Here is a 13446-nt window from a genome sequence, read left to right on the forward strand (position 1 = left end):
AGATAAAATAAAAGAGGCGGCACCTAAGGTGACCGCCTCTTTTTTGTATGGAATATCGGTTTTGGCTAAAGCCTATGGATGGTATTTTAAAAAGTAAAACGGGCTTCCTTCGTCTACGCTCAGGATCAGAGCCCATTCCTATTGATATTAAAATGGTGTTATTTGTGAAAAAATTAGTGATATTAGCGTTTATATTTAGATCAAAAATCTATTGTTTGAAATCTCCAATCCATTGCCTCTATCAATGTAAGCTGATTTATATGTACGGGAAGGCCGGTGATAATTTTTAAAGTCTGAAGAGCCATCATGCTGCCTATTATTCCTGGCAAAGCGCCTAAAACACCAAGGCTGTCGCAATCCGGCATCTCTTCATCAAAAGGCGGTTCAGGGAAAATATCCCTAAGATTTTTACTCCCGAGATGATTGAAAACTGCAACCTGTCCGGAAAATCCTAAAATACTGCCATAAACAAGCGTTTTTCTCAATGTTACACAAGTATCATTCACCAGATATCTTGTTGAAAAATTGTCTGAACCGTCAATAATAACATCGTACTGAGAAAGTATTTTTTCAGCATTATTTTCATTTATTTTCTCTTCGATTCCTGTAAAGGCAACCTGATGGTTAAGGTGTTCTACAAATGTTTCGGCACTCTTCACTTTGGATAATCCTACGCTGTTTTCAGTGTGAATAATCTGTCTGTTCAGGTTATGAAGTTCCACCTCATCAAAATCTGCAACGCCTAAAGTGCCCACTCCTGCAGCAGCCAGATATTGTATAACAGGACTTCCCAATCCTCCTGCGCCAATAACGAGAACTTTTGAATCTATTATTTTCTTTTGCCCTTCCAGCCCTATTTCTTCGATAAATATCTGCCGGCTGTACCGTGAAAAGTTATCTTCTTTTTTCATACTTTATGATAATTGAACCATTAAGATTCTTTAAGTTTGTAAGGAAACTTAAGTTGAGCTTCGCTTCAAAAAAGATAGTGGCTTAAAAATCTTCGATTTTTCTTAAATAACCTTCACTTCTTCAAATTTCTTAATGGTTTAAAAATTTTAAAATCCACTATACACAGAATCCCAGTCTTTCATAACAGGATCGTAACCCGATTTTTTGATCATGAGTCTGATTTCCTCCATGCTACGTTCGTCACTGGTTTCAAACTGTTCCAGAGATTCTTTATCTACAGCATAGCCTCCCGGATTTGTTTTTGAACCGGCACTCATGGCTGTTGCTCCCAGAGATACTATATTATTTCTAAAGACTTCATTTTCTCTGGTGGAAATAGAGATTTCAAGGTCTTCATTCCAGATTCTGTAGGCACAAATAAGTTGGAGGAGGTCTTTGTCTTCCATAATAAAATTCGGTTCAATAATTCCTTCAGCCGGTCTGAGCCTGGGAAAGGAAACCGAGAATTTACTTTTCCAATATTGTTTCTGGAGATAATCTATGTGTAACGCGTTGAAAAAACTATCCACTCTCCAGTCTTCAAGTCCAAGAAGAACGCCCAGCCCAATTTTATGGATTCCTGCTCTTCCTATCCTGTCCGGTGTCTCCAACCGAAAATGGAAATTTGATTTTTTTCCTTTCGGGTGATATTCTCTGTAAACATCCTGATGATAGGTTTCCTGATACACCAAAACGGAATGCACTCCTTCTTCATGAAGCAGTTTATATTCTTCTTCCAATAAGGGCTGTACTTCAATGGAAATATTGGAAAAATGAGGTCTTAACTTGCGGACAGCATTCTGAAAGTAAGGAACTCCTACTATTTTATTGGCTTCTCCACTTACCAGCAATACGTGGTTCACACCCATTGATTTCAGAACCGATGCTTCAATCATAAGTTCCGTATCGGAAAGAGTTTTCCTTTTCAGATGATTATCCAGACTGAATCCGCAATAGGTACAGATATTCTGACATTCATTGCTGAGGTACAGCGGTGCATACAGCTGAATGGTTTTTCCAAATCTTTTTTGAGTAAGCATCTGTGTCATTCTTGCCATCAGTTCCAGTTCCTGAGAAGCGGCCGGCGACAGGAGATTCAGGAAATCCTCAAGCGTTTTATTCTTTTTTTGAAGACTGTATCTTACATCAGACAAGCTTACTTTTTCAAGCTTATTCTTTACCTCATCCCATTGGTAGTTTTCAAAAACATCTTTAAAGCTTTTCATGAGTCAGATTTATTCAAATAAAAATGAAGTGAGCGGGCTTGAAGCTTCAGCATGGTTGGCGATTGCTCCCAATCCTGATTCAAACGCTCTTCTTCCGGCAATCACACCTTCTTTAAAAGCAACAGCCATATTCAATGGATTTCCTGCAACGGCAATGGCTGTATTCACCAAAACAGCATCTGCTCCCATTTCCATTGCTTTTGCAGCATCGGATGGTGCCCCGATTCCCGCATCTACTACTACAGGAACATTACTTTGGCTGATAATAATTTCCAAAAAGTCTTGTGTTCTTAATCCTTTATTCGTTCCAATTGGTGCTCCCAAAGGCATTACCACGGCCGTTCCTGCATCTTCAAGGCGTTTGCACAAAACAGGATCAGCGTGAATGTAAGGCATTACTACAAATCCCAGTTTAGCCAGTTCTTCAGTGGCATATAGGGTTTCAATAGGATCTGGTAGCAAGTATTTTGGATCCGGATGAATTTCCAGTTTCACCCAGTTTGTTTCCAGTGCTTCCCGGGCTAACTGTGCGGCTAATACTGCTTCTTTTGCCGTTCTTGCTCCTGAAGTATTAGGCAGAAGATGAACATTGGTTTCTCTTAAAGAATCAAGCAGGTTATCTTCATGGGACCGGGCATCAATTCTTTTCAAAGCCATAGTCACCATATCGGTTTCTGATGCAATGACAGACTGCACCATATCTGTGAGACTTCCGAACTTTCCTGTCCCTAAAAACAGTCTTGATTCAAAAATTCTTCCTGCTATTTCTAATTTCTGATTGTTCATATCATTACTTTGTTTAGTTCTTTAATAATGGTAGGCTGCTTGGTAATAAGCCCTGAAACGGAAACACCATAAATTCCGATCTTCTGTAACGGTAAAATATCTTCAAGGGTAACACTTCCGATGGCAAATATTTTGGGAATATCTATTGATTTTTCTCTTAATCCATCAATGATATTCTGATACCCTTTAAACCCAAGAACAGGGCTCAGCTTTTCTTTAGTGGTGGTAAATTTCAATGGTCCCAAACCAATATAATCACAGGATTCTTTAATTCTTTGAATGACATCTGAAAGCGTATTCGCTGTTCCTCCAATGATTTTATTTTCACCTAAAATCAGTCTTGCTTTTTCGATAGAGCTGTCATTTAATCCCAAATGCACACCATCAGCATCTATTTCTTTTACCAGCTGTACATGGTCATTGATGATACAAACTGCATGATATTCTGAACAAAGCTGTTTTGATATTTCACAGAGACTGATCAATTCATTTTCCGGAGCATTTTTCCATCGAACCTGAACCCATTGGATTCCATTGTCCAAGGCTTTTCGGATATGAAGCTCCTGTTCCTGTTTTGTATTTCCCTGTGATATGTATTGTAATTTTTCCATATTTTCTATGAATGCGTTCCCAGTAAAGTGGGATTGCTTTTTAAAAATTTTTCAATGTATGATTTCCCATTCCGGCAGGCCGTTTCCCTATTTTCACCTTTGGCGAGCTCTGCTGCGATGGCAGAAGATAAAACACAGCCGGAACCATGTTTAGGAAAATATGCTGTATTTTTTTCCCGCGGAAGTAAAATAGTTTCGTTTTCATTTTCAACTAAAACATCCGTTCCTAAGTGATCTTCTCTATGGCCACCTTTAATCAGTAATGCACATTGATGAGTATCCGGTAAAAGATTATTTTCCTTTAAAACACTGTATTCGTTATAATTGGGAGTTATTAAACTAAGTTTATTAACCGTATTCTTTAATTGAGGAAGTGTTTCAAGATCAAAAAAAGTAAATTGGGAAGTACTTTTCAGAACAGGATCCCAAACGATTTTTACTTCAGAATTGCTTTCTTTAACCGTTTCTATAATCTTACTTAGAAATTCTGCATCTTTTACAATTCCGATTTTCACTGCTGAAACCGGGTAATTCTCCATCAGCACCTGAATCGCTTCTGTGATTTCTTTTACAGGACGCCATTCCAGACTCAGGCATTGGGAAGCGGTTTGTAATGTCAATGCTGTACACACTCCCAGTCCCATCACTTTCGATTGTTCAAAGGTTTTACTGTCTGATAGCAAACCTGCTCCTCCGCTAGGGTCGAAACCCGCAATACTTATGACATAAGGACGTTCCTGCATTCTTTGAATACTTTTAAAGGTTCTTCATTTTCCCAGATGGCCCCTAACAAAGCTGCTCCATCTGCATTTGTTTCAAAAACTTCGTGGATATTATTCTGGTCAATTCCACCAAGAGCAATCAATTTTACATCCGGATTGTTCCGCTGTGCTACTTCATGCTTAATAGTAGAATCCAGTCCATAACCCTTTTTGGATATACTAGGAAAGAACGGGCTTATGAAAGCATAATCCCATTCTTTGTCCAAAGTATTGTATGTTGCAATATCGTGCACTGAAGTTGAAATGATATTTTCTTCTGCAAAAGGCTTGTATACTTCTTCCTTCCGATCAATCTCCCTGAAATGAAACCTTGAAATGTTATATTCTTTCCCCAGATCGAAATGAGTATGCAATACCAGCTGTGAATGAAAAATGTCATCAATTTGGCTGATAAACTCAATCATTTCATCTCGAGTAATCCATGGTTTACGGATATGAAGAAGGTCTAGTCCTTCCTGAAACATCTGATTAATAAAACCTGTTTCGTTCGGGACAATCAATTCAGGAGTGATAACGAGAATCATATATAAATTTCTTTCCCTTTTTCAATGAATTCCTGAGACTTATCCAGCATTCCTTTTTCTGCAGACTCACGGATTTCCTGAGTAATTTTCATTGAGCAGAATTTCGGTCCGCACATAGAACAGAAATGGGCAATTTTTGCTCCTTCTGCCGGAAGTGTTTCATCATGATAAGCTCTTGCCGTCTCTGGATCTAATGAAAGATTAAACTGATCTTCCCATCTGAATTCAAATCTGGCTTTACTTAATGCATTGTCTCTGTACTGTGCTCCCGGATGACCTTTTGCTAAGTCTGCCGCATGGGCTGCCAGTTTATAAGTAATTACCCCAACTTTTACATCATCTTTATTCGGAAGACCTAAATGTTCTTTTGGTGTTACATAACAAAGCATCGCACAGCCAAACCAACCGATCATCGCCGCCCCGATTCCTGAGGTAATATGATCATAACCTGGTGCAATATCCGTCGTTAAAGGACCTAAAGTATAAAATGGAGCTTCATGGCATTCTTCCAGCTGTTTTTCCATGTTTTCTTTGATCATATGCATCGGAACGTGGCCCGGGCCTTCGATCATTACCTGTACGTTATGCTTCCATGCAATTTTTGTCAGTTCCCCTAAAGTTTCCAGTTCTGCAAACTGAGCGGCATCATTGGCATCTGCAATAGATCCGGGACGAAGCCCATCTCCCAGAGAGAAAGCTACATCATACTTCTTCATGATCTCGCAGATTTCCTCAAAATGAGTATACAGGAAGCTTTCTTTATGATGGAACAAACACCATTTCGCCATGATTGATCCTCCTCTGGAAACAATTCCGGTTACTCTTTTAGCGGTTAAGTGGATGTATCTCAACAAGACACCAGCATGAATAGTGAAGTAAGAAACGCCCTGTTCTGCCTGTTCAATCAGAGTATCTCTGAAAATTTCCCATGTCAGATCTTCGGGAACTCCTTTCACTTTTTCCAATGCCTGATAAATAGGAACGGTACCAATTGGAACCGGACTGTTTCTGATGATCCACTCTCTTGTTTCGTGAATATTTTTTCCGGTTGAAAGATCCATAATAGTATCTCCTCCCCATCGGCAAGCCCAAACCGCTTTTTCTACTTCTTCTTCAATACTGGATGAAACGGCACTGTTTCCGATATTGGCATTGATTTTCACCAGAAAATTTCTTCCGATAATCATCGGTTCACTTTCCGGGTGATTGATATTATTAGGAATAATTGCTCTTCCGGCAGCAATTTCGTCTCTTACAAACTCCGGAGTAATTTTACTTTTCGGAGTATTCGCTCCAAAGCTGTGTCCCGGATGCTGAAAAGCCATTTCTTTTGATACGGAATCAAGCTGTTCAATTCTTTGATTTTCTCTGATCGCTACGTATTCCATTTCCGGAGTAATGATTCCCTGTTTTGCATAATAAAGCTGGGTAACTTCTTTTCCTTCCTGCGCCACTTTAGGTTTATGGTCATAGGAAAACCTCAGTTCATCAAGACGTGGGTCTGCTAAACGGGCTTTTCCGTATTCTGAGGTAATTCCTTCCAGAATATTCACGTCATTTCTATCCAGAATCCATTGTTCTCTGATTCTCGGAAGTCCTTTTTGTATGTCAATAACTGCATTTTCGTCAGTATAAGGTCCTGAAGTGTCGTAAATGGTTACCGGAGCATTATGTTCAAAGCCGCCATTGCTAAGTTTGGTTGGGCTAAGCTGTATTTCACGCATTGCTACATTGATAGGGTGTAATGTTCCTTCAACATAGATTTTCTTTGAGTTCGGAAATGGCGAACATGTAATGGAGTGAGCCATAAGTATTGGTATTAAATATGAAAATTAACCGCCTTGAGTGGCAGTAATGATTAAAACTGAATCGTTATTGTTAAGGATGGTTTCCGCCCAGACTGACAGGGGAATAATGCGATTGTTGAGGGCTACAGCAATACCCTTTTTCTTTCCGGGTAGCTCAATAGCCAGTAATGCTTCCAGGTTTTCAGGAAGTACATCAAATGTTTTTCGGGTGTGGTTGATTATAAGTTCCATTCCTAATAATTTTAAATATACTTTAGGAATGGCCATTATTGTACAATAGAATGTACAGCAAAAGTCATCTACTTTTCCCTACGCTGGTATGATCCAGATCAGGTTCAAAGGGTAAAGTCTCAGTCTGTTGATACAGACACCCCTAAAGTTGGGAACGAAGTTAGACATTATTTTGAAATAAGCAAAATTGATTTTTGCTTATAATGAAAAAAGACCATCTCGGTTTTGAGACAGTCTTCATTTTTATTTTAAATAGTTCTTTAGTAAAAAAGCTTCAAGCTTCCATCAGAATTATATTGATTAGTCCAATTTGATTGGCTCAGAAAAAATTCGGAACTATAAGGTTTATATTCTTTTGAGATCATTCTTTGAGGATTATTTTTTGATAATGACAAATAGAAATAATCTTCAAAAATACCTAAATTCTTAAATGGATTTTGTGCAGCATCAAAGTTATCAAATGTAATTTCATTCGTAATATAAGCATCAATATTATTATGCTTTTCAGTTTTAGTTGCCTTTTCTAAATTTCCTGAATTATTATAAATAAACTTTTCTACGTAGGTCAAAATATAATCTTGAGGGTCAGTCGGATCGTAGGGAACATTAGGATATTCAGTTAAAATCTCAATTAATTTTCCTGAAGTATCATAAGTATAGGTCAAATACTTATCCATATATGAATTATTAACCTGTGGAATAACTACTTTAACAACTCTACCTTGATTATCAAATTCAAATTTCCTTTCATTCAACTGAACATTAAATGATGGATCTGAGCTGTAGCTTCCTACAACAGCTGTATTTCCCGTATAAGATATTTTAGTATAAATCAGATTTGTAAATCGGTCCGGAGCCCCCGAAGCTCCTGTAGACTTCAAAATTCCTCCTGTTTTTTTACTAATTCTTCCCTGAGCATCATATTCAAACATATAATTTTGTTCCAATCCATTAAAGACAGGTGACAAAACAGGATAATTCCACGATATTTTACTAGTATTTTCAGTAATCGTCTGTTGCGAATGATCAACCGGCAATTCATCATTGTCTGAACAAGATGCCATAACCAGCAATGTGGCTAATAAAAGTGATTTGAATTTCATGGTATAGTTGTTATGATATGCTTATTCTTCACAAGCTCTCCAGATCGCATCATTTTGCGGCACCGGAGCTGTAATTTCAATATTTTCTTTGGTAACGGGATGAATAAATTCCAGCTTTCTTGCATGAAGATTAATTCCTCCATCCGGGTTGGAACGTGAAGCTCCATATTTCAGATCGCCTTTGATCGGAATTCCTGTTTTAGATAATTGTGCTCTGATCTGATGGTGTCTTCCTGTTTCAAGGTCAATTTCCAGCAACAAATAATTGTCTAATGTTTTGATCACATGATAAGTCAGAATGGCTTCTTTTGCGCCTTCAGTCGCTTTCGGAAAAACAATGGCTTTATTGTTTTTTTCATTTTTCTTCAGGTAATGGACCAATCTTTGGCTTTGTGGGATCATTTCTTTTCCTACAACCGCCCAATAGGTCTTTTTCACTTCACGGTTTTTCACCATTTGGGTAAGACGGGAAAGCGCTTTGGAGGTTTTTGCATAGATTACCAGCCCGGATGTAGGACGGTCTATACGATGAACCAAGCCGAGAAAAACATTTCCCGGCTTAGCATCTCTTATTTTTATAAAGTTCTTGATGGATTCTAATAGTGATTCATCTCCGGTTTTGTCACCCTGTACAAGCTGACCTACCTTTTTATTAATCACCAGAAGATGGTTATCTTCATATATAATCTGCTCCTTCATATTTCTTCCGTCTATCTTCTTCTATTGGATAATGAAAGGATAATTCCTGCCAGAAGTCCTACTGTTTTTAGTGCAGAAAGTTTTGAATCTTCCGGAATGAATGCTCCCAATACACAGATGGCAGCGGCAGCATACATAGCATAGACAAAGTTTTTGTTAGTAAGCAATGGCGCCTGAATAAAGAAGCTGGCTCCTATCAGAACATAAAAAACTTTTCTTGAAAGTAAATGGTTGATTTCCGGGGAAAATAAATTAAACCATCCTACAGCAAGGCAAATCAAAGCTGCGATAGATAATATTCCCTGGATAGATTGTTGTTGATTCTGCATGGATTAATAACTTTCGTTTTCGTTGGGAAACTCTACATTCTTCACATCTTTTACATATTGAGAAACGGCTCCTGTAATTTCCGTGTAAAGGTCAAGATATCTTCTTAAGAATTTCGGGCTGAATCCCTTGTTCATTCCTACCATATCATGATATACCAAAACCTGTCCGTCACAATCTGCTCCGGCACCGATTCCGATGGTAGGGATAGAAATGCTTTCTGTAACTTTTTTCGCCAATTCTGCAGGTATTTTTTCCAATACGACAGAAAAACAGCCTAATTCTTCCAAAAGCTGTGCATCCGCAATCAGTTTTTCAGCTTCTGCCTCTTCTTTAGCTCTTACTTTATACGTTCCGAATTTATAAATGGACTGTGGTGTTAGCCCCAAATGTCCCATTACCGGAATTCCGGCATTGATAATTTTTTTAATAGACTTGGAAATTTCCTTTCCGCCTTCAATTTTCACAGCATGTGCTCCACCTTCCTTCATCATTCTTACCGCAGATTCCAATGCTTTTTCAGGATTACTCTGATAAGTTCCGAAAGGTAAATCTGCTACCACCAAAGCTCTGTCGGTTCCTCTTACCACACTTTGGGCATGATAGATCATTTGATCCAGCGTAATAGGCAATGTAGTTTCAAAACCAGCCATTACATTCGCTGCAGAGTCTCCAATTAAAATAGCATCTACTCCACCTGCATCTACCATCTTTGCCGTGGTAAAATCATAGGCTGTAAGCATTGTTATTTTTTCCTTGTCGAATTTCATCTTACGCAAGGTTTCAGTCGTAACTTTTTTAATTTCAGAGTGAACAGACATAATTTATCTATTTTTAAAAGTTAAAAAGTCGGCCTTCAGCCGACTTAAGTTTTTGTATGATTTATAAAACTACGTGACCGAGTTTCATGAGTTTGTCGTGGTTTAAAATCTTGATATTTCTTCCGTCCACTTCAATCAGACTATCCTGCTTGAATTCCGAGATGAGGCGGATGGCACTTTCTGTAGCAGTACCGATAATATTGGCAATTTCTTCCCTTGTTAATGAGATTTTGATAAAACCTTCAGGATCTACCCCCAGTTTCTGCTCCAGAAGTAGCAGTATTTCTGCCAGTCTTTCTCTTACCGTCTTCTGGGCAAGGAAAGTAATGGTATTGGACGATTCTCCTAATTCGTAAGAAATTTTTTGAAGCATTACGAAAGACAGCTGTGGGTCTACTTCCAAAAGATACATAAAGATATCCGCTGGTAAGAAAACACATTCAATATCTGTCATTGCTTCTGCTTTGGCCTGGAAATTTTCCCCGCAAAGCAAAGAACGATAGCCGATGATATCCCCTTCTTTGATAAATCTTAAAATTTGATCCTTCCCGAATGCTCCTGATTTTGAAAGTTTGGCAGCCCCTTTTTCCAGAACATATACTCCTTTTGGAGTTTCACCATCCTCGAAAATGGTATCATGTTTCTGAAAACTCAGTTTCTTTTTGCCATTAATGTATTTTTCAAAATCTGCGCTAGAAAGTCTTTCTTTAAATGATTTATCATTAAAAACTCTGGCGAACCTCTCTTCAATTGCTATCTGTTGTTCCTGCGGCATTTTATATGATATTTATCACAAAAATAGAACTTTTTAACACGATAAACAAAAAAATTTGTTATAATTTTGTAGTTCAATATTTTATGGGGTGAGCGAGAACTGTTTTCATTGTGGTCAAGGGATAGAAAAAGAGAGAATTTTATTTAATGAAAAGACTTTCTGTTGTAATGGATGTAAGTCTGTTTACGAAATTCTAAATTTAAATAATTTAAGCAATTTCTATGAGCTTAATAAAGGAGCGGGAATTCGTCCGAATGATGAAAATTCTACTCAATTTGACTATCTGGATACGCCGGAAATCTTTGAAAAAGTTACTGATTTTTCTGAAGGAAGCACCAGTCTTGTTACATTCAAAATCCCTGTAATTCACTGCTCTTCCTGTATCTGGCTATTGGAAAGTCTTCATACTTTAAATACCCACATCAAATATTCGCAGGTCAACTTTACAAGGAAGACCTTACAGATCTCATTCAATCATAACGATCTGAAATTAAGCGAACTCGCTAAATTTTTAACCAATCTTGGATATAAACCCGTTATCAGCCTTGAAACTGCCGATAAAAATGAAGATCATCTCGATAAGTCTTTATTAGTAAAATTTGCCATTGCAGCCTTTGCTTTCGGTAACGGAATGTTCCTTGCCTTTCCTGAATATATCGGAGGAGAAGATTATTGGATGGAACACTATAAAGGTTTATTCAGAACTTTAATATTCCTTCTTGCAACCCCTGTGGTCTTCTACTCAGCTTCAGATTATTACAAATCTGCATGGTATGGTTTAAAAAACAAGATCGTCAACATTGATGTGCCGATTGTTTTAGGAATTTTTGTTCTTTACGGAAGAAGTATTTATGAAGTGGTAACAGATTATGGTCCAGGATATTTCGATACCCTTTGCGGACTTTTATTCTTCATGCTTCTAGGGAAAATTTTCCAGAAAAGAACGTACAATGCTCTTTCCTATGACAGAGATTACAAATCTTTCTACCCGATCGCCGTAACGAAAGTTGATTTCGAAGGAAAACAGGATAATATTTTACTGTCTGAAATAAAAGTGGGTGATAGAATTTTAGTTAGAAATCAGGAAATCATTCCTGTTGACGGAATTTTGATCAACGGAGAAGGTAATATTGATAACAGTTTCATCACCGGAGAAAGCGAAAGCATCAGCAAACAACCCGGAGATAAAATTTTCGCGGGAGGAAAACAGATCGGATCTTCTTTAGAGCTTGAAGTGATTAAAAACGTAGACCAAAGTTATTTAACCCAGCTTTGGAATAAAGAAGCATTTAAAAAACACGAAACAGGACTTGACACGTTAACAAATAACGTCAGTAAATATTTCACATTCATCATTTTAGGTATCGCTTTAGTTGCCGGAACATATTGGTATTTTATTGATTTAAATAAAATGTTCCAGGTTATTTCAGCCATCCTGATCATTGCATGTCCTTGTGCTCTTGCGTTGTCTGCACCGTTCACTTTCGGACACATTATGAGGATTTTAGGTCGAAATAAGTTTTACGTAAAAGATACTTTAACGATTGAAAAAATCGCGAAGCTCGATACCATTGTTTTTGACAAAACCGGAACGATTACCCACAGAAAGAAATCCAATATCAAATACGAGGGAGATGAAATTAATGAATTTGATTCTCTGAATATTAAAACATTATTAAAGAACTCCAATCACCCGCTTTCAAAATCATTGTATGAATTCATTGAAGTAAATGATGATTATTTTCCGGTAGAGAATTATGTTGAAATTTCCGGAAAAGGATATGAAGCCAGCGTAAGAGGAAATCTTTATAAAATTGGTTCTGCCCGTTATAACAACCAGGAGCCTAAAAACCTTGAAACAGCAGTTTATATCAGCAAAAACGGTGCATATTTAGGTAAGTTTATCTTTAAAAACGAGTACCGCCCGAAACTGAGAGAACTTTTCACAAAACTCACCCACTACAAAATATTTATCCTGAGCGGAGACAATTCCTCAGAAGAAAACCAGCTGAAAGAGCTTATCCCGAATTACAAAGGAATGGCCTTTAATCAGAGCCCGGAAGACAAACTGAATTATATCAAAAACCTTCAGGATCAGCATATGAAAGTAGCTATGCTTGGAGATGGTCTTAATGATGCAGGAGCTTTAAAACAAAGTAATGTAGGAATTGCTATTGCAGACGACACCAATAGTTTCACCCCATCTTCTGATGTCATTATGAACGGTGATAAAGTGGTAACTCTTGACCATTACCTGAACGTTTGCAAAGGCTCTATCACCATTGTGAAAATGACATTTATAATCAGTTTCCTATACAATATCGTTGGTTTAAGTTACGCTGTTACAGGACATATGCATCCGCTTTTTGCTGCAATCATCATGCCAATCAGCTCGATCACGGTGGTTACCTTTACTACACTTTCAACCTGGATATTAGGTCGTAAACATTTCAAAAAACAGGCGTAAAAGCCCTTATTTAGACTGATTTTAAATTAGCTGAAATCGGCATTTCGTGATGAATGTCATTATTTTTCACTAAATTTGAACCCCGAAAATAGGTTAATTTTGTTGTCCAATGGATATTCTATATTTAATGATCCTCTGCAGTGTTTCTTTAGCTGCGATTTTCTTGGTCGTATTTATAGTGTATGCCCGAAAAGGACAGTTTGAAGATGATGAATCTCCTGCTGTCAGAATCCTTTTTGATGATGAAAAAATCAAAGAAAATGATGAAACTGGCGACAAAAATAAAGACGAGAAAGAAATAGGAGAAAATAATAAAAATTGAGAAAAATAGTGAA

15 protein-coding genes and 1 riboswitch are annotated in these 13446 nt (G+C 37.6%); of the genes, 2 read left to right on the forward strand and 13 right to left on the reverse strand.

Translation table 11 applies throughout. The features are described from left to right. Window positions 1-200: 200 nt before the first annotated feature. From ODR02_RS18185 to ODR02_RS18245, 13 genes are all read right to left on the reverse strand, one after another. The gene (locus tag ODR02_RS18185; RefSeq protein WP_309512984.1) at window positions 201-911 is read right to left on the reverse strand and encodes a HesA/MoeB/ThiF family protein; all 711 of its coding nucleotides are present in this window, start codon (window positions 909-911) and stop codon (window positions 201-203) included. Window positions 912-1058: 147 nt separating this feature from the next. Continuing rightward, a complete protein-coding gene (thiH, locus tag ODR02_RS18190) occupies window positions 1059-2177 on the reverse strand; it encodes a 2-iminoacetate synthase ThiH (RefSeq protein WP_309512985.1) in 1119 nt (372 codons plus the stop codon). 9 nt (window positions 2178-2186) lie between these two features. Beyond that, window positions 2187-2963: a thiazole synthase gene (locus ODR02_RS18195; protein ID WP_209786730.1), complete on the reverse strand. Its 777-nt coding sequence runs from the start codon at window positions 2961-2963 to the stop codon at window positions 2187-2189. Continuing rightward, window positions 2960-3574, reverse strand: a complete 615-nt coding sequence (locus tag ODR02_RS18200; protein WP_209786729.1) for a thiamine phosphate synthase — start codon at window positions 3572-3574, stop codon at window positions 2960-2962. Before ODR02_RS18200 ends, ODR02_RS18195 begins: the two co-directional genes overlap by 4 nt. 5 nt (window positions 3575-3579) lie before the next feature. Further along, window positions 3580-4317, reverse strand: coding sequence for a hydroxymethylpyrimidine/phosphomethylpyrimidine kinase (locus ODR02_RS18205; RefSeq protein WP_309512986.1), 738 nt, complete (start codon window positions 4315-4317; stop codon window positions 3580-3582). After that, entirely contained in the window at window positions 4293-4880 is a 588-nt protein-coding gene (locus ODR02_RS18210) for a thiamine phosphate synthase (protein WP_309512987.1), read from the reverse strand. Before ODR02_RS18210 ends, ODR02_RS18205 begins: the two co-directional genes overlap by 25 nt. Beyond that, complete coding sequence (thiC, locus tag ODR02_RS18215) at window positions 4877-6688, reverse strand: phosphomethylpyrimidine synthase ThiC (protein ID WP_209786726.1); 1812 nt, start codon at window positions 6686-6688, stop codon at window positions 4877-4879. The genes ODR02_RS18210 and thiC overlap by 4 nt, the downstream gene beginning before the upstream one ends. Before the next feature lie 24 nt (window positions 6689-6712). Then, complete coding sequence (gene thiS, locus ODR02_RS18220) at window positions 6713-6919, reverse strand: sulfur carrier protein ThiS (protein ID WP_105684220.1); 207 nt, start codon at window positions 6917-6919, stop codon at window positions 6713-6715. Between the two features lie 58 nt (window positions 6920-6977). Continuing rightward, window positions 6978-7073: riboswitch (TPP riboswitch) on the reverse strand. Window positions 7074-7179: 106 nt separating this feature from the next. Beyond that, on the reverse strand, window positions 7180-8022 hold the full coding sequence (locus ODR02_RS18225) for a hypothetical protein (protein ID WP_309512988.1): 843 nt from the start codon (window positions 8020-8022) through the stop codon (window positions 7180-7182). 21 nt (window positions 8023-8043) lie between these two features. Next, on the reverse strand, window positions 8044-8721 hold the full coding sequence (locus ODR02_RS18230; RefSeq protein ID WP_209786724.1) for an RluA family pseudouridine synthase: 678 nt from the start codon (window positions 8719-8721) through the stop codon (window positions 8044-8046). Window positions 8722-8732: 11 nt separating this feature from the next. After that, the gene (locus ODR02_RS18235) at window positions 8733-9050 is read right to left on the reverse strand and encodes a hypothetical protein (RefSeq protein WP_209786723.1); all 318 of its coding nucleotides are present in this window, start codon (window positions 9048-9050) and stop codon (window positions 8733-8735) included. A gap of 3 nt (window positions 9051-9053) precedes the next feature. Next, window positions 9054-9869, reverse strand: coding sequence for a 3-methyl-2-oxobutanoate hydroxymethyltransferase (gene panB, locus ODR02_RS18240; RefSeq protein ID WP_047381678.1), 816 nt, complete (start codon window positions 9867-9869; stop codon window positions 9054-9056). A gap of 61 nt (window positions 9870-9930) precedes the next feature. Then, window positions 9931-10644, reverse strand: coding sequence for a Crp/Fnr family transcriptional regulator (locus tag ODR02_RS18245; protein ID WP_209786722.1), 714 nt, complete (start codon window positions 10642-10644; stop codon window positions 9931-9933). An 88-nt stretch (window positions 10645-10732) separates the two neighbouring features. On the opposite strand from ODR02_RS18245, the gene ODR02_RS18250 reads away from it, so the two are divergent. Together ODR02_RS18250 and ccoS are read left to right on the forward strand one after the other, a co-directional pair. Beyond that, on the forward strand, window positions 10733-13111 hold the full coding sequence (locus tag ODR02_RS18250; protein ID WP_209786721.1) for a heavy metal translocating P-type ATPase: 2379 nt from the start codon (window positions 10733-10735) through the stop codon (window positions 13109-13111). A 109-nt stretch (window positions 13112-13220) separates the two neighbouring features. Then, window positions 13221-13433 (forward strand): cbb3-type cytochrome oxidase assembly protein CcoS, encoded by a 213-nt coding sequence (gene ccoS / locus ODR02_RS18255; protein WP_209786720.1) that lies wholly within the window; start codon window positions 13221-13223, stop codon window positions 13431-13433. Window positions 13434-13446 lie beyond the last annotated feature (13 nt).

The organism is Chryseobacterium sp. CFS2 (assembly GCF_036543225.1).
Classification (GTDB): domain Bacteria; phylum Bacteroidota; class Bacteroidia; order Flavobacteriales; family Weeksellaceae; genus Chryseobacterium; species Chryseobacterium culicis_A.